Raw genomic sequence first — 15,724 nt, forward strand, 5'->3', positions numbered from 1 at the left:
AGATTGGCACCCTTTGTGATCAAAAGCTGCCTCTTTTTTCAGAATGATCAAGATACACACAAAAAAAGAGCCTGACGGGAATATGTCCCGTCAGGCTCTTTCTGTTTATTTATTGTCTTCGTTGAGCTTTTCTTTGCCGTAATGATATTTGGACGGATCAACCGGCGTAAAGTCACTCAATTTGTGGAATCTGAGCAAGTCTTTGTACATGACGCTGTCTGACAGTTTCAGCTGCTCTGTCACTCTTGCTTTCAGGTTCTTCGTTTCTTGGTTGCCTTTTAGTTCTTTTCCTGTCTTCGTATCGTAAACGACGTTAGAAATTGATGTGTATTTCGGTGTAATGTAATCTCCATTTCGGAATGTGACCGTATCATCATGGTCTTTCGAGAAGAGGTCCGTACCGAAATTAATATATTTCTTAGAGTCAATGCCTTCAAGGTGAAGGATTGTCGGCATAACGTCCATTTCACCGCCGAACGTATGGTTCACTCCGCCTTTTTTGCCAGGAATGTGAATCATCAACGGCACGCGCTGGTTTTGAGCGTTTTGATAAGGCGTAATCTCTTTGCCGAGAATCTCCTTCATCGCGCGGTTATGGTTTTCAGAGATTCCGTAGTGGTCTCCGTACAGCATAACGACAGAGTTATCATATAAACCTGATGCTTTTAATTCTTTAAAGAATTCTTCAAGCGCTTCGTCAAGATAACGGGCGGTTTGGAAATAGTCATCAACCGTCGCGTCTCCGGTCGTCGCTTTTGCGATCGTTGCGTCTTTTTGATCAAGCGTGAACGGATAATGGTTCGTCAGCGTGAGTAAGTGCGCATAGAATGGCTGTTTCAGCGATTGAAGCTTAGGAATAGATTCTTTAAAAAATGGTTTATCCTTAAGTCCCATATTCACAAGGTTGTCGTCAGACATATCGTATGTGCTGGCGTCAAAGAATTTATCATAGCCGATATGTTTGTAAATCTGGTCACGGTTCCAGAAGGATTTGTAGTCGCCATGCATGACGGCGCTTGTATACCCTTCACTTTGGTCCAGAATGGCAGGCAGTGATTGATACGTATTTTCTCCTTTTGTCACGAAGGCTGATCCTTCAGGCAGACCGAAAAGACTGTTATCCATCATCAGCTCGGCATCAGATGTTTTCCCTTGGCCTGTTTGGTGGAAAAAGTTATCAAAGTACGTCATGTTATCTCCGCCGCGGGCGAGTTTATTCAAGAACGGCGTGACTTCTTTCCCGTTCAGCTTGTAGTTGATCAGGAACGACTGGAAGCTTTCTAAGTGAATCTTAATAATATTTTTGCCTTTGGCCTTGCCGAAATACTCGGCGTTTGGTTTTGCGTAATGCGACGATGTGTAGTTCTCAACGCTCGTCAGGTCATCACTGCTGGCGTATGCCCGCTGTGTTTCCGTCTGCGCTGTCTGCACGCCGTCATAAATCGTGTAATTATACAGGCCTAAATACTTCACAATGTAGTTGCGGTCAAATGTTCTTGTTAACAGCTCGGGACGGTCTTCTTCGGCAATCGATAAGTTAATGAAGAACAAAATAATTCCCGTAACGATGATTAACGATGTATACCGTTTTTTCAGCTTAAATTCTTTCAGTTCACGTCTCCACGCCAAGAGTGCGATTAAGATAATGATATCAACAAAGTATAAAATATCATGGCCGGACATAATGCTGAAAATGCCGTCTCCCATATTTCCGACATTGCCTGATTGCTTCAAGTTCGGGAATGTCAAGAAATCGTCAAAGAAACGATAGAATAGAATGTTTGCATACAAAATAAACGTCATGATGAAATCGATGACCACCATGATAATCGCTGATTTGCGGCCTTTCGCAAATAATGCCAGTCCTAAAAAGAAAATGGCGCTTGAGAACGGGTTAATCACAAGCAGAAACTGCTGTGTCGGACCCTTTACCCCAAGGTTGAATTCAGCATGATAGGCTAAATACGTTTTGGCCCAAAACAAAATAATAGCCAGTACAAAAAAACTAAGTCTGTAAGAAAATAATTTCTTCATGGCAACCTCTACTTTCCTAAACACTTTAAATCTGTATTCTTACTTTTTGTTTCAATTCCTGCTTTCCGTGCAAAATGAAAGCATCACACAGCCCCATAAACACACCATTTAAAAAAACGATATATTTATCATTCGTGTCATGCCCTTTGAACATCTATCCCGCCAGCCATTAGACGCAAGATATCCGCTCTTCGTTTCACATTTTTTTCTGTCATAAAAAGATACCTGTGTCAGACCCGGTCTGAAAAAGAATAGATACCGAATATAAGAATAACACAAACTGCTAAAAAACGAAAAATGAATATAGAAGACGGCCGCCTATTGGCGGGCTGAAGTTATTGTATGCACGGGGATGTAAAAATATAAATATTTTTTTGATTGATACAAAAAAGGACTGGATGTTTCCAGTCCTGGAAGCTGTCGGTCCTATCGATGACATGGTACACATACACCATTTTCTGCAACTGCAAGAATTATTCACAATTTGCGGAGTTTAAAACGTTTCAAGTTAGCACCCAAAGGATATTGGCGCCAAGGGCACCGCCTTCGCTCCCGAGATTCAAATAGTGGCGTCTGCCCCGACTAAAACAACTTTACAAATAAATGGAATTAGAATATACTCTGTTTCACAAAGTACTTTTCGAAAAGGAGCGTATCTTATGAGGAATCAGAATCTTCTTAAATCAGAGATAGCCGAAAACCTATCTCACATCAAGGTCTTGACGAACTACAAGACTGAGTACTCAAGACAAACCAGTCCGTATTTCATTATTTGGGGCTGTATATGGATTATTGCGTATTCCGTTTCTTTATTTAAGGTACCTTCTGTGGTCCTCGCTTGTGTCTGGCTTGTACTGGCAGTACTAGGTTGGATACTAACTTTGAAGACATACCTCAAGCAGAAACAATCTGATCCCATGCCCACTTTCTTAAAGAATCAATTAAAATGTGCATGGTTTGGATTCATCTTAATGGTATCCATTTTTGTTTTTCTGATTTTAATGGAATTATTGCCCCGAACAGGAGAATTTCTATCGTTTTTAATTGTTTTAATGGTGTCCATTATGTACATATTCTTGGGCATCGTTTTAACAAAAGAGATTTTTGTTATGGGATTTTGGCTGAGTATACTCGGTATGCTTACATTCTGCTTATTTCCTGATGCAATGAATATTGTTTTTGCATTTATTGGAGGAGGCAGCCTATTACTTACAGGAATGATTTTGAAAAGAAAAGGGCAAGGAAATGAGTAATGTTAACAATATCAATGATTTAATACATGCCAAAGTACGGTTGGGAATTATGAGTTTATTGATGACTTATGATAAATGTGATTTTACTTTCCTGAAAAAGTCATTAAACATCACAGATGGGAATTTAGGTTCACATCTGAAGAAGTTAGAAGATGCAGCCTATATAGAACTAACCAAGAAGTTCGTATCCAAAAAGCCTAAGACTATTGTTCAGATTACGAAAGAAGGGAAAGAAGCCTACAAGGAGTACATCAATACAATTGAATCGATATTTAACAATAAATAACATAGAAGGAATGGTGTAAATGCTGCAAATTGAACATATCAGTAAGCGCTATGGCACGACTTTGGCTTTGGACAATGTTGCATTGACAATCCCGAAAGGAGTCTGCTATGGACTTATTGGACCGAACGGATCCGGCAAATCAACCTTAATCAAGATCATCTCGCGCATCATCCGGAAATATGACGGTAAGATTGAATTTGTCGGCAATGAAAATGGCAGACTAGGTTATGTTCCACAGGATATCAGCCTTGAAGAAAAATTAACAGCAAAGACAAACATGGAATTTTTCGGGAAGATACATGGGCTGAATGGCTCTAAACTAAAGCAAACAACAAAAAAACTGTTAGAAGATATCGGGTTGTTAGAAAGGGCAAATGATGTTGTGGAGAACTTTTCTGGAGGAATAAAGCGTCGTTTAAATATCGGGTGTGCACTAATGCACGACCCAGACTTAATCATTCTAGATGAGCCGACCGTAGGTGTGGATCCGCAATCACGCCGTTACATTTTTAAAATGGTAAATCGACTCAAAAAAGCTGGTAAAACCATTATTTATGTGAGTCATTACATGGAAGAGATTGAAACTCTTTGTGACTATGTAGCTTTTATCGACAGAGGGCAAATTATTGATGAAGGAGAAATAAATGAACTGCTTAAACGACATGAAGAATCATCTATCATGTTTAACTCCTCATTGTCTCATGAATTAATAAAGAGCCATGGTTTCGAGTTCTCAGTCGTTAATTCAGGCCTGATAATAAAAACTAAAGAACCTTTAGAAACCATGGAGCGCTTAATTAGAATTAGTAAGGAAAATAATATTGTGCCTCATCAGTTGTTCTTATATAAGCCAAAATTAGAAGATGTATTCTTTAAACTTACTGGTACTGATTTACGTGATGAAGAATAAAGGGGGAATTTATAATGTTACCGCTCGCACACATTGAAACGATAAAACAGTTAAAGGATAAGTCTCTGTTTTTTTGGATGATTATATTACCCATTGTGTCCATCATATTGTTGATTGAGCTTTTTACGACAGACAGTACTGACAAAACTTTAGTAGCTTCTCAATCTGTAACCGGCATGAGCGTATTCTTTTCCACATTCATTATTATCTCCATCGTTATAAGTTTTGTAAAGGATCGGGAAAAAGGAATTGTATCAAGACTAGCAAGTACACCTTTAAAGCCTTATAACTTCTTCTTGGGAAAAAGTATCCCTTTTTTAGTGATAACTTTTATGCAAATTCTTCTCCTGTCCGTTCTAGGAATATTTCTGTATGATATTGAAATTAATAATTTTCTGGCGTATCTGTGGGTTGTTGTGTTGATATCTTTACTAGTTACATCCTGGGGAGTTGCTGTTTCAGTCTTTGCAAAGACTGAAAATACAGGTTTGGTCATGACTAATGTTATGGCATTAGGTACCGCAGTTGTATGTGGTTTATGGACCCCTTACGAACAATTACCAAGCTACCTTCAAACCATTGGAATGCTCTTTCCCCAGTACTGGGCGCATCAGGGGTTAATTCAATCGGTCTCGACGATATCTGGAGGAGAAAGTCTAATATGGGTAACACTTGTTGTACTGGGCTATACAATATTAGGATTTATAGTTTCTCTAATTGGATACAGACATTACATTAAAATGGCAAGAAATTAAACCGCTGTGGAATCGAGATTATAAAAAAGTGAGAAAGATGCACTTAGAAGATTAGTATCACGCTACTTTAATATTGGCGAAAAAAGCAACAAGGATTGTCATTTGATGAAACCAGTTCATATTTCTTTTCACTAAAAAATTTGCAATTCAACTAACACCTGCATCACAAAAGCAAAAAGGCTGGATTTCTCCAGCCCGAAACGCTAAGATTGTCCTTAAATTCCAGCCCAGACATCTTTCGCGTAGATGCCCTTTGTTTGGAGGTCTCCAAGCCACTCTTTCGCAGCCTGCTCATCTGCCCCATGGACCGATTGATACGCTTTTTGCAGCGTTTCCTCTACATCAGGCGCCATTTTGCTGCCGTCGCCGCATACGTAAAGATGCCCTCCCCGGTCAAGGATAGAAATTAATTCCTCGGCATTCTCCGCCATTAAGTGCTGTACATACGTTTTAGGAATGCCCTCCTTCCTGGAAAAAGCCGTATGGAGCGTTACGATTCCTTCTTTTTCATATGCTTCTAGCTCGTCCCGGTAAATAAAATCGTTATCGTTTCTGCATCCAAAATACAAATGAGCTTCACCAAGCGCCTTTCCTTCCCGCTTCAATGCCGCCCGTGCCTGCAAGAAACCGCGGAATGGGGCAACACCGGTCCCCGGGCCGACCATGATGATCGGTGTTGCGGGATCTTTCGGAAGCTGAAAGCGGGTTTCCGGCGTACGGACAAACATGATAATATCATCCCCCGCCTTACGGTCTGCCAAGTAATTCGAAGCGACTCCGCGATATTCTCCCAAGCCGCTCCATGCAGGGCCGCGAACGACGCCGACTGTAATTGAAGCTTGTTCCGGATTTTGCCGCGGTGAGCTTGAGATCGAGTAATACCGCGGTTTCAGCGGGCGCAGCAGCTCCAGGAACCGTTCAAACGGAAGCTCACACGCTTCATATTTTTCAAGAAGATCGAGCATCGAAATGCGTGATTTCAATATTTGTTCCTGATAAACACCCTCCTCCAGAAGATCTTCTAATTCACGTTTATGCGGAGGACAAACCGTATAGGCAGCAAGTTCCCGGATTTGAGCCCTTGTCGCCGCTTCCTGCACCTCGATGCTATAGCTCAAAAGGTCGTGTAAACTGACCGGCCGATCCAGCGGAAGATGGGATGCGCTCTGTCCGCTTGCCGTCAGGAGCACTTGGTCATTCCCATTTAAGCCGAATCTGCGGAGAATCCTGCTGATTTGTTCCCTGCTGTTAACAGGCAGCACCCCAAGGTGATCCCCCTCTTGATAAGCAGCCTCTTTCGGCAAAGTGATTTCAATATGCCTGGTGCTTCGGCCGCTATCGGCCGCCTGAAGCTCCCGGTTTTCCGCCACAGCTGCATAAACCGCTTCATACGACCGGGCTAAAGGAGAACCGCCCAGCCCGCTGACGAACTGAAGGCTCAGCGTACTTCGTTCCTTTTCAGCATTTTCATTAAGCTTGAGACCGAACGTTTTCATCGCGTCTTTCCACATGCTCCGTTTCCACTCATCGAGCTGGCCTTCGAAATCACCGCTTACATCACCCTCCCCGCGGGGAGAAAAGCGTTCCGCTCCCTTTTGGGCAAGCTTTTCATCAATCAATCTCGGCACATCTTGATATGTGGCGGCCCAATTATGATCACCGCAGCCAAAAACAGCATATTGAACACCCGCCAGTTCACCTTGCTGGATTTCTTCCAGCCATTGAACGAATTGTCCCGCGTTGCTCGGGGGCTTTCCGTTATAAGAGGATGTGATGATCAACAGCGCTCCTTCTTTCGGCAGTTTCTCAATCCGATCGTTAAGCGGAGCTGTTTCAGTCCGGACGCCGTGCATACTGGCAGTATCGGCAAGTTCCCTCGCAACGCCTTCTGCGGTTCCTGTATCAGAACCGTAAAGAATCAGCAAAGGACGATTATTGAGCCCGATAATCGAAGTGCCTTTCTTTTCTGTTTTCTCCTGCTGAACATCCGGCGTTTCTTTTTCAGCCGTCAGGACAGCCGCACGAACGGCCTCCCTGTTTCGGGGCTGCACTCGGATGTTAAAATCACCCGGCTTGAGCGTTAATGTTTGTTTAATATTCAATTCATAATCCGTATGGTCAATAAATGTAAATTGCTGAAGAATCATGCCCAGCACGAGCGTTGCCTCATGAAGGGCAAATTGCATGCCGATACATGCCCGCTGGCCGTTACCGAACGGTTTGTAGGCGTGATGCGGCACTTGATCCGGATGTTCAAACCGCTCCGGATAAAAATCTTCCGCATTGTCTCCCCAAGCGTCTTTGTCTCGGTGAAGCTGAGGGATTAAAACGGAAATTCTGTCTTTTGTCGAGATTGGATATTTCCCCCCGATCACTGTGTCTTCCTTTGGATAAAGGCTGAATGCCGGAGCCGTCGGCCATAAGCGCAATGCCTCATTTAAAATCATTCGGATATATGTAAGCTCCAGTACTTGTTTATATGAAGGAACAGGATCTGTTAATACCCGGTCAACTTCTTCATAGGCTTTTTTCAAGGTATCAGGGTTTTTTAATAAAAAATAGATCGCAAAGGAAAGCAGGCCGCTCGTTGTTTCATGACCTGCGATTAAAAATGTGATGATTTGAAACCGGATATTTTCATCATCCAGTTTCTCTCCTGTTTCCGGGTCTTCCACATTCAGCATACGGGCAAGCAGGTCTTTTTCATCCTGACGGCCATTGGACTTACGCTCCGCAATAATACTGTCAACCAACGAAAACATGTTTTGAATATCATGATGAAATTGGCGCTTCGTCCTGATCATGAGCTTATCTTGAAAGTCGAGGCGCTGCATTTGATGCATCGCTTCATCAAGCGCGCGCACCATGCTGTTGATAAACGGGTGAGGCGTCTCTCTGTAATAACTGTTAAATCGATAATTAAATCCGCACAAACCGATCGTGTCTAATGTCAGCCGGGTCATATCAGCGGGCACGTCAACAACCTCATCAGGGTTAAGCCGGCCCCATTTTTGAATCAGCTGAACCGCAATATCAGTCATCATGGAATGATACTCTTTCATCGCACGCTGACTGAAGGTGGGCATAAGGATATTGTGCGCTTTTCTCCAGTTAGGCTCGTGCGTCCAGCTTGTAAATAATCCGTCTCCTGCAAAAGCACGGACTTTTTCCAAAGCGCCTTCAATACTTTTATCAAAGCGGGATTCATCGCAGACCTCGGCTACCAATTCATGGCCGGAAACAACGATGGTGGTGCCGGCCGGCGTATGCAGCTGAAAAATGGGGCCCTGCTCTTCCGCCAGTTTGATAAGCGACAGAGTCGGCCTGTCTTTATCAATTAACGGAAGATTTCCGAGCGGACCGAACGTTTTCGGCTGCGGAATCGGACTTGTTTCCCTCATCAAAAACACCCTTTCTGAAGTTTAATGCCTTCCTTTACACTACAGTGCCCTTTAACTCCTGCGATTATCCGCCTCCGTGGATAATTCCCCGATTGACGGATGATCGCAGTTTTTTCTATACTTGAAAGGTTGTCAAATACGCAAATAAGGTGAGTTCACATATGGATTTTGAAATCAAGTTTTTATCTTTTTATGTCATCCAAGTCGAAGGAAAAGACGAACAGGCGAACAAGCAGTTCAAACACTTTCAGACACTGGATACGGAAGAATTTGAAGAAAGCGAGCTGAAGGATTTTCTAGACGGCGAATTGAAAAAAATCGTCAAACGGAAAGCCGACCGGCACCCTCAATCCGAGCAGGTTCCGACAAAAATCGGCCATTTTATCGCGGAGCCCGGCCATGAGCTTGATTCAAATCCGAATTATAACCTCTTCAACCGCGCCCGGCTTGCGGATACAAAGGAAGCATTTATTGAAGTAAGCGAGCAGTTCGTCCGCACTTATCTCGATACGAGCGCGGTCCGCGGCGGCGTTTTTATCGTGGCATCAGCCGTGCCTCGCAAATATTTTGAGGACAAATTCGTCTTTATGATGAAATGCGATTTCGAGCCGAAAGTCGCCCGCATCTCAGACACAGCGTCTCTTATCAAAAAGGTCGAGATGGCCATCACGACGAAAAATATGAAAAGCATCCAATACCCGTATATGCCGGAAGAAGGAATGACCGAGGAGCACGAGCTGAAAATTCACCAATCCTCCCACGCCCGGTATTTTGAGGACTTTCTCAAATTTGTCGAATACGGTGAATCCATGCCGGAAATCATGAAAAACCAAGTCATGAATATGGTGCAGGAGCACGTGTACGAAACGTTTGAAGATAACAGCGAAGAGCTCCAGCAGTTTGAGCACGACATTGAAATTTGGGAAGCGAGCGAAAAGCGGGAAATCCAGGAACGCCTCGACACCCATCAAGTCATTGAAGCCTCTGCGCAAATCATCGAGCACTCACCGGAAGCCGAGCTGAAAATGAAAGTCGGAGAAACGGAGATTAAAGGATTGCTAGCCGATTTCGGCGATTCGATTCATCTCGCAAAAGTAAACGGGCGTTACGTCGCGCTGATTGAAGCAGAAACGATTTCGTTTGAGAAGGGCAGTTCGCCGGTGGAATTTCATAAACCGGAGGGGCTGCATGAGGTGATTGAGCGGATTCGAACCAAAACAGTACAAGATTGACCAAAGTCCAGACACCATGTTCTGGACTTTGTTTTTTTAATAAGGCTCTTTCAGCAAATCGCAGCACTCCCCGATGATCTCCTGCACGCCAGGTTCACCCCGTATCTCGCGGCGGACAATTTCAGATGACGGTTCCTGCACCTTTAAGGCCCGCTCCGCCCGTTTGTCAGCAAAATCTCCGGTATCATGCACTCATGAAGAAAAAACAGCCTTTACAAAAATGCTGGAGGGGCTGTTTGACAAGCTGATGCTGTTTTCTGACGGCAGACAGTAAAAGGCGCCCCTTAACAAGGGCGCCTTTTACGATTAATCATCACTATTCAAAATCCCGAAAAACCGAAGCAGGTTAATAAACAGGTTGATAAAGTCGATGTAGAGTGTCAATGCCATCAAGGGAATCATATCTGCCGTGATGTTCCGGTGTTTGATCTGGTTCAAATCGTACAAGATGTACAATGAAAATACAATCGTTCCGATCACGGAATATGCCATCATGGCGGCGGAATTCAGCGGGCTGAAGATATTAAAGATTCCCACCGCGATAAGTGCGATGACCGCGACAAGCAAAAAGGACCATAAAAACGATAAATCCTTTTTCGCCTTAGCTCCGATCGTGCCGAGCACCGCAAAAATCACAAATGAGGAACCGAACGCTTCCAATACGACATAAGCGCCCGCTGCGGACGCGTAATGGCTGATAATCGGAAACAGCGTCATTCCTGAAATGAAAGCGAATGTAAAAACAAACGCATATCCGACAGCTTTTTTTCTGCGCAGCCAAAATGCGGCGATGATCATGACCACCTCTAAGACCGACAGAGGCAGCATCAATGCCGGCGGAATGAATTGGCCGATATATAGACCGATTGTCGCAATAAGCAGCGTAAATACAAAAACCGTTAAGATGCGCTGCATAATAGATTGTTTACTCTCATAAGCAGTAGCTTGCATGTCAAATGTCCTCCCAAAAAATGATCGTTATAGGTCTATTATAAATAAAATGGGAGAAATTTGTATGATTTTAAGAAGATTTTAAGGATATTCAGGCCTGCCGTTTCGCTGCACACTCCTGTATGTTCATAAAATCATGCAGCTTTTTCGTCAGTCCGCCGTGCCCGAATCTGATACTCGTCTCCTGTCCGGGTGCTTTCACAAAGTCCAGAAACGCCAGCACATAAAGGCGCCTAACAGGAATGGGAATGATGCCCGCATCATAAAACCAGCCGTCAATCGTATTCAGCACTCCTTTATTAATTCCGTATTGCTTCGTGCACCAATGCAGAAAGCGCACTTCAGGCAGGTGCAGATGCCGGCTCTTTGGAAAGGACTGTATGAATGCTTCATATAAACCGCCTCCTGTCATTGATTTTTCGCATTATGATCGCTTTGCTTCCTTGCTCTTCAGGGAAAAACGGTATTTTTCCACTTTATCAATTTGTGTAACTTGGGAATTATGAACCGTGATCTGAACAGTTCCAAAATCAATGGTTTCCAGCGCACTGATAATTTTTTCAATCACCTGCGGATCAACGTTTGCTTTGGATGTCATCATGCTCCCCCTTTGCTGATCATAATCATTAGGATTTTTAATTCATACTATTCTCATAAGAATAATAATATTACTTTCCAATCGAGAAATCAATATCGTTCTAACAATTTTCTGAATGTTTTATTCCATACAAAAAAGGCATATCATCCTCATAACAAGAGATGATATGCCCTTCATTTCTATTGCAGTTCCTCAATAATACATCTGACGCCCATACTGGCCAGCGCCTGCTCCAGCGTTCCGTAGGTTTGGTATTCGGAAAAATCCAGCCCCAATTGGATGGATGTCTGCGCCACGTCAGGACGGATTCCGGAAAAGATGGTTATGATGCCAAGCAGAAATAATGTTTTAGACAGCGTATACAACTGCTGCGCCACCATTGTATCCACAATCGGCACACCGGACAGGTCAATCACAAGGCTTGTGAGCCGTTTTGAGACGCAGTTTTCCGGCACCGTATCCAAAATGATGCGCGCGCGTCTCGTATCAATCGCGCCAATGAGCGGCAAAACGCCAATGTTATCGGCGATTGAAATGACCGGGCATCCCAATTCTGAAATCAGCTCCTGCTGGGATGACAGTCTCGATATCATTAATTTTTGGTACTGCTCGGTAAAATCGGTGATTAATTGATCAAATGAGCTGTTCACGAGATGATTCCATCGGCGGGCGTCTTCCTTTGTGACAATGTCCTCTTGGTCATCCATAAAACAGGTGACCGCATCCCAAAAAACGGTTCGTGAATTGCCGATCGCTTCTACAACCTCGTGAACCTGCGCATCCTGCTCCACCCTGCTTTTCGCCACTGTTGCCGCCCATTTTTCCTTATTGTTTTGAAATACGGCCGGATCATCTAAAAAAGCGCTCGCAATGGTTGTATTCGTAAATGTATGCTGCTCGATTAACAGCTCCTTCATTTCCGGGCTTAATTGATCGGGAGAGTAAAACCGCCCTCTCAGCTTCCGTCTCAGCTTGAGCCAGCTTTCAGTCAGCTCGGCCGAATGTTTGATAATATAATGATGAAGTAATTGGTCTTTGTTCAAATGACGTCTCCTCTTTCACGCGTTTGTCCTATTTTTAAATTATAAATCGGAATCGCCAATCATACTAGGGGAAATGGAGGTGAGTCAACACATTGAGGACAATCGGTTGCTTTTTTCGTTTGCAGGATACACTATAAAGAGAAAACAAGGAGGTCTATATGATGATTAAAAAAATCGCTACAGTCGCCGTTTACACTGATGATCAGCAAAAAGCAAAGACATTCTGGACAGAAAAAGCAGGGTTTGAGGTCGTGACTGAGCATCCGATGGGCCCGAATGCATTCTGGCTTGAAGTAGCGCCAAAGGGTGCTGATACTCATTTGGTCATCTATCCGAAAGCGATGATGAAAGGGTCAGAACATATGAAAGCTTCTATCGTATTTGAGTGCGAGGATGTCTTTGCTGCGTACGAACAAATGAAAAAGAACGGCGTTACATTTTTAGAGGAACCGAAACAAATGGAGTGGGGCACCTTCGTTCAATTTACAGACGAAGACGGCAATGTCTTCCTGCTGAAAGCGTAACACATGGCCGTCATGTTCATTGACTTTGAGAATCATTTTCATTTACAATATATGAAGCGAGAAAAAGATTGGAGAGATTTCATATGTTCGTGCAATTAAGAAAAATGACCGTAAAAGAAGGACATGCCGACAAAGTCATAGAACGCTTCAGCTCAGAAGGCGTAATCGAAAAGCAAGAAGGGTTGGTAGACGTGACGGTGCTTGAGAAAAAAGTCCGCCGCGGCGATGAAGAAGTTGTCGTGATGATCCGCTGGGAATCTGAAGACCACTGGAAGCAATGGGAAAAAAGCGAGGACCACATTGCAGCCCATAAAGCAAATCAAGGCAAGCCTAAGCCTGATTACATGCTGGGAACAGATGTCGGCATGTATCATGTGAGAGCCGTAAAAAAAGGCATTCATGAGAAATAAAAAAGAGCTTTTGCCGACAGGGCAAAGCTCTTTTTACTTTTTCTCCTCATAAGGAAGAACATAAAGCGGTTTATCAGCCTTCCATTCGGCAAATAAGACATCCTCTGCCCCGCTGATGTTTCGCTTTTTCAGCTCTTCTTTCAGCTGCCGCTCTTCCAATCCGGCTTCTTTAAGATTCTCATACAGAACCTCGCCGTCAATGATAAGAGTGACCGGTAACGTCACCTGCTTCGGCTTGATCTGCAAATCTCCGTTTGTCGGCGTATCATGGATGAATTTTGGCAGCACGCTGACTAAGCCGTTCGTTTCTAAAATTGCGTATTCCACTTCTTGAATGGAAAAACAATTGGCCTGTCTGAGAAGGCTTTGCAATTGATTGATGTCCAGTTTATTCTTTTTCAGCACATCATATTTGAGTTTTCCTTGGCGGATGACAATATTCGGCTCGCCCTCTAAAAGCTTTCTCGAGCCTTTTACTTTTTGTGTAATCAGTTCAATGAGAAAAATCAAAACGCCCCATAAAAGAGAAGCGAAAATAATTTCCCATATTCTTACCCCTTTGTCATACACCGCATTACCGACCAATTCGCCGAGAATTAACGCGGATATGAAATCGAATGGCGTAATTTGTGAGAATTGCGTCTTACCTAACAACTTTAAAATCACAAATAAAATGCCCAAACCGCATACTAATTCCCAAGCAACTGTGATTAAATGTCCCATAATTAGCACCTACTTCTTAAAAGTCATTACCATTATGGACATTCGCCTATTTTCTATACAGCGGCTCAATACACAAAAAACGCAGCCTGTGCCGCGCTTACCGTTTGCGGTCTGATCTGATGATTCGAAAGCACACCTCTGCGATATAACCGGCAACAGCACCGAACCCTGCAAAGATTGCAAACAGCCCGAGGCCCATGCCTTCCCAGCCGCCGACTCCGAAAATACTGTATACAACCGTTCCGAAAGCAAGAAGAGCAAAAATGGCCAACAGCCATTCCGGCCACATCTTTTTCGGCCATTTTCTGCGGAGGAAAGCGGAGACCCCGCCTGCTATACAAAACGCTAACAAACCGATTATAAAAAAATACCCCATGCTTCCACCCCAATCATGTAAAAACGCGGCTCTTATTTCACTAATTCTTTTTCAAACAAAAGATAACCCGCGGCCTTTCCTTTTGATTCATACCCCATCCGTCTGTAAAACGATTGAAGCGCCATATTTTCAGAAACGCAATCGAGGCGGATTTTCGTTTTTCCCGGACAATAAACGCCCGTTTCCGCCCAAGATAAAATGGCCCGGCCCAGTCCGCGGCCGGCAAACTCTCTGGCAATCGCGAGCCGATGCAAATACACAGACTCCCCATGGCCGTCTTCGCCCCACAGCCGTCTGTCCCACTCACTTGCTTCGGGAAGCAGCATGACAACACCGGCCAGTTCTCCGTCCCGCTTGAATAAAAATACATGCCCCTCGGCGATCGAGCCGCGCATGTTATGCGTATCTTCACCATGTAAAAGGCCGCTCCACTGGTCAGATCCCTTGTCGCGAAGCCATTTCGCCGCTGACACGAGCAGATCCATGACCGCTTGAGCATCTTCCGGCCGTGCAAGGGAAGCTTGAAAAGTCCCAGTTGTATCGTTTGTAATCGTAAAAGATGACATAAAGGCCTCCTGTATTGTCAGAATATTGGACACCTTCATTATAAAACAAACTCCGCCCAGAAAAAAACAGCCTTCTTCATGGAGGGCCGTTTTAGAAAATCTTCTTCTTGCCGCGTTCTTCTTTCAAAATCTCAACCGCTTCCCTGAAGCGCATGGAGTGGACGATTTCCCGCTCACGCAAGAAACGGAGGGAATCATTTAAATCAGGATCATCTGAAATGTCAATAATCCACTGATATGTCGCTCTTGCCTTCTCTTCTGCCGCGATGTCTTCATATAAATCAGCGATCGGGTCCCCCTTCGCCTGTATGTAAGTTGCAGTAAACGGGACACCGGCCGCATTTTGATAAAACAGCGCGCTGTCGTGATTGACGTAATAATCGCCAAGCCCCGCGTCACGCATCTGCTGAGGCGTCGCGTCCTTTGTCAGCTTATAAATCATCGTCGCAATCATTTCTAAATGCGCAAATTCCTCCGTGCCGATATCAGTCAGCAGCCCGATGACCTTATCAGGTATCGTATAGCGCTGGTTTAAATACCGGAGCGCTGCGGCCAATTCGCCGTCCGCCCCGCCGTATTGCTCAATGAGATATTTCGCCAGCATCGGGTTGCAAGTGCTGACTTTTACAGGATATTGCAGCTTTTTTTCATATACCCACATT

General features: G+C 44.1%; 16 protein-coding genes and 2 pseudogenes. 7 read left to right on the top strand and 11 right to left on the bottom strand.

Annotated features, from left to right (window positions below; translation table 11 throughout):
• Positions 1 to 105: 105 nt before the first annotated feature.
• Positions 106 to 2,034, bottom strand: coding sequence for a lipoteichoic acid synthase (ltaS, locus tag J7E26_RS00770; RefSeq protein WP_214800460.1), 1,929 nt, complete (start codon positions 2,032 to 2,034; stop codon positions 106 to 108).
• A gap of 659 nt (positions 2,035 to 2,693) precedes the next feature.
• Between ltaS and J7E26_RS00775 the strand changes: the two genes are divergently transcribed.
• From J7E26_RS00775 to J7E26_RS00790, 4 genes are read left to right on the top strand one after another with little or no spacing between them, the layout of a single operon-like run.
• Positions 2,694 to 3,287: a hypothetical protein gene (locus tag J7E26_RS00775; RefSeq protein ID WP_214800461.1), complete on the top strand. Its 594-nt coding sequence runs from the start codon at positions 2,694 to 2,696 to the stop codon at positions 3,285 to 3,287.
• Positions 3,280 to 3,573, top strand: coding sequence for a winged helix-turn-helix domain-containing protein (locus J7E26_RS00780; RefSeq protein WP_214800462.1), 294 nt, complete (start codon positions 3,280 to 3,282; stop codon positions 3,571 to 3,573). Before J7E26_RS00775 ends, J7E26_RS00780 begins: the two co-directional genes overlap by 8 nt.
• A gap of 19 nt (positions 3,574 to 3,592) precedes the next feature.
• Positions 3,593 to 4,483 carry an ABC transporter ATP-binding protein gene (locus tag J7E26_RS00785; protein WP_214800463.1) on the top strand — a complete coding sequence of 297 codons (891 nt, stop codon included), beginning with the start codon at positions 3,593 to 3,595 and terminating at the stop codon, positions 4,481 to 4,483.
• A 14-nt stretch (positions 4,484 to 4,497) separates the two neighbouring features.
• Positions 4,498 to 5,238 carry an ABC transporter permease gene (locus J7E26_RS00790; RefSeq protein ID WP_214800464.1) on the top strand — a complete coding sequence of 247 codons (741 nt, stop codon included), beginning with the start codon at positions 4,498 to 4,500 and terminating at the stop codon, positions 5,236 to 5,238.
• A 215-nt stretch (positions 5,239 to 5,453) separates the two neighbouring features.
• Here the strand turns inward: J7E26_RS00790 and J7E26_RS00795 are convergent, their stop codons facing one another.
• Positions 5,454 to 8,639: a bifunctional cytochrome P450/NADPH--P450 reductase gene (locus tag J7E26_RS00795; protein WP_214800465.1), complete on the bottom strand. Its 3,186-nt coding sequence runs from the start codon at positions 8,637 to 8,639 to the stop codon at positions 5,454 to 5,456.
• 161 nt (positions 8,640 to 8,800) lie between these two features.
• Between J7E26_RS00795 and J7E26_RS00800 the strand changes: the two genes are divergently transcribed.
• Positions 8,801 to 9,871, top strand: a complete 1,071-nt coding sequence (locus tag J7E26_RS00800) for a DUF3900 domain-containing protein (RefSeq protein ID WP_214800466.1) — start codon at positions 8,801 to 8,803, stop codon at positions 9,869 to 9,871.
• Positions 9,872 to 9,907: 36 nt separating this feature from the next.
• Here the strand turns inward: J7E26_RS00800 and J7E26_RS00805 are convergent.
• From J7E26_RS00805 to J7E26_RS00825, 5 genes and pseudogenes are all read right to left on the bottom strand, one after another.
• Positions 9,908 to 10,045, bottom strand: a pseudogene (locus J7E26_RS00805) (oxidoreductase); the annotation flags it as partial.
• A gap of 132 nt (positions 10,046 to 10,177) precedes the next feature.
• Positions 10,178 to 10,822, bottom strand: a complete 645-nt coding sequence (locus tag J7E26_RS00810; protein WP_214800467.1) for a Bax inhibitor-1/YccA family protein — start codon at positions 10,820 to 10,822, stop codon at positions 10,178 to 10,180.
• Positions 10,823 to 10,913: 91 nt separating this feature from the next.
• Positions 10,914 to 11,215: pseudogene (ribR, locus tag J7E26_RS00815) on the bottom strand (FMN riboswitch-binding regulator RibR).
• 31 nt (positions 11,216 to 11,246) lie between these two features.
• Positions 11,247 to 11,420: a YezD family protein gene (locus J7E26_RS00820; RefSeq protein ID WP_214800469.1), complete on the bottom strand. Its 174-nt coding sequence runs from the start codon at positions 11,418 to 11,420 to the stop codon at positions 11,247 to 11,249.
• A gap of 179 nt (positions 11,421 to 11,599) precedes the next feature.
• Positions 11,600 to 12,463 carry an STAS domain-containing protein gene (locus J7E26_RS00825; protein WP_214800470.1) on the bottom strand — a complete coding sequence of 288 codons (864 nt, stop codon included), beginning with the start codon at positions 12,461 to 12,463 and terminating at the stop codon, positions 11,600 to 11,602.
• A gap of 161 nt (positions 12,464 to 12,624) precedes the next feature.
• Between J7E26_RS00825 and J7E26_RS00830 the strand changes: the two genes are divergently transcribed.
• Together J7E26_RS00830 and hmoA are read left to right on the top strand one after the other, a co-directional pair.
• Entirely contained in the window at positions 12,625 to 12,987 is a 363-nt protein-coding gene (locus J7E26_RS00830; protein ID WP_214800471.1) for a VOC family protein, read from the top strand.
• Between the two features lie 83 nt (positions 12,988 to 13,070).
• On the top strand, positions 13,071 to 13,397 hold the full coding sequence (gene hmoA, locus J7E26_RS00835) for an antibiotic biosynthesis monooxygenase family protein (RefSeq protein ID WP_214800472.1): 327 nt from the start codon (positions 13,071 to 13,073) through the stop codon (positions 13,395 to 13,397).
• A gap of 33 nt (positions 13,398 to 13,430) precedes the next feature.
• On the opposite strand, the gene J7E26_RS00840 is transcribed toward hmoA, so the two are convergent.
• The 4 genes from J7E26_RS00840 to cotJC all read right to left on the bottom strand — a co-directional run bounded on the left by J7E26_RS00840 (position 13,431) and on the right by cotJC (position 15,723).
• A complete protein-coding gene (locus J7E26_RS00840) occupies positions 13,431 to 14,120 on the bottom strand; it encodes a YetF domain-containing protein (protein WP_214800473.1) in 690 nt (229 codons plus the stop codon).
• Between the two features lie 97 nt (positions 14,121 to 14,217).
• Positions 14,218 to 14,496, bottom strand: coding sequence for a YesK-like family protein (locus J7E26_RS00845; protein WP_214800474.1), 279 nt, complete (start codon positions 14,494 to 14,496; stop codon positions 14,218 to 14,220).
• Positions 14,497 to 14,528: 32 nt separating this feature from the next.
• Positions 14,529 to 15,062, bottom strand: coding sequence for a GNAT family N-acetyltransferase (locus J7E26_RS00850; RefSeq protein ID WP_214800475.1), 534 nt, complete (start codon positions 15,060 to 15,062; stop codon positions 14,529 to 14,531).
• Between the two features lie 91 nt (positions 15,063 to 15,153).
• Positions 15,154 to 15,723, bottom strand: coding sequence for a spore coat protein CotJC (cotJC, locus tag J7E26_RS00855; RefSeq protein ID WP_214800476.1), 570 nt, complete (start codon positions 15,721 to 15,723; stop codon positions 15,154 to 15,156).
• Position 15,724: the final 1 nt, after the last annotated feature.

Origin of the sequence: Bacillus sp. ISL-51, from assembly GCF_018613535.1 — a bacterium.
GTDB lineage: Bacteria > Bacillota > Bacilli > Bacillales > Bacillaceae > Bacillus.

Coding starts and splice junctions, on each gene's coding strand:
- J7E26_RS00775 (WP_214800461.1), top strand. CDS start 2,694: ATGAGGAATCAGAATCTTCTTAAATCAGAGATAGCCGAAAACCTATCT.
- J7E26_RS00840 (WP_214800473.1), bottom strand. CDS start 14,120: ATGGGACATTTAATCACAGTTGCTTGGGAATTAGTATGCGGTTTGGGC.
- J7E26_RS00795 (WP_214800465.1), bottom strand. CDS start 8,639: ATGAGGGAAACAAGTCCGATTCCGCAGCCGAAAACGTTCGGTCCGCTC.
- J7E26_RS00800 (WP_214800466.1), top strand. CDS start 8,801: ATGGATTTTGAAATCAAGTTTTTATCTTTTTATGTCATCCAAGTCGAA.
- cotJC (WP_214800476.1), bottom strand. CDS start 15,723: ATGTGGGTATATGAAAAAAAGCTGCAATATCCTGTAAAAGTCAGCACT.
- J7E26_RS00830 (WP_214800471.1), top strand. CDS start 12,625: ATGATTAAAAAAATCGCTACAGTCGCCGTTTACACTGATGATCAGCAA.
- J7E26_RS00790 (WP_214800464.1), top strand. CDS start 4,498: ATGTTACCGCTCGCACACATTGAAACGATAAAACAGTTAAAGGATAAG.
- J7E26_RS00850 (WP_214800475.1), bottom strand. CDS start 15,062: ATGTCATCTTTTACGATTACAAACGATACAACTGGGACTTTTCAAGCT.
- J7E26_RS00785 (WP_214800463.1), top strand. CDS start 3,593: ATGCTGCAAATTGAACATATCAGTAAGCGCTATGGCACGACTTTGGCT.
- J7E26_RS00810 (WP_214800467.1), bottom strand. CDS start 10,822: ATGCAAGCTACTGCTTATGAGAGTAAACAATCTATTATGCAGCGCATC.
- J7E26_RS00780 (WP_214800462.1), top strand. CDS start 3,280: ATGAGTAATGTTAACAATATCAATGATTTAATACATGCCAAAGTACGG.
- J7E26_RS00845 (WP_214800474.1), bottom strand. CDS start 14,496: ATGGGGTATTTTTTTATAATCGGTTTGTTAGCGTTTTGTATAGCAGGC.
- J7E26_RS00820 (WP_214800469.1), bottom strand. CDS start 11,420: ATGACATCCAAAGCAAACGTTGATCCGCAGGTGATTGAAAAAATTATC.
- hmoA (WP_214800472.1), top strand. CDS start 13,071: ATGTTCGTGCAATTAAGAAAAATGACCGTAAAAGAAGGACATGCCGAC.
- ltaS (WP_214800460.1), bottom strand. CDS start 2,034: ATGAAGAAATTATTTTCTTACAGACTTAGTTTTTTTGTACTGGCTATT.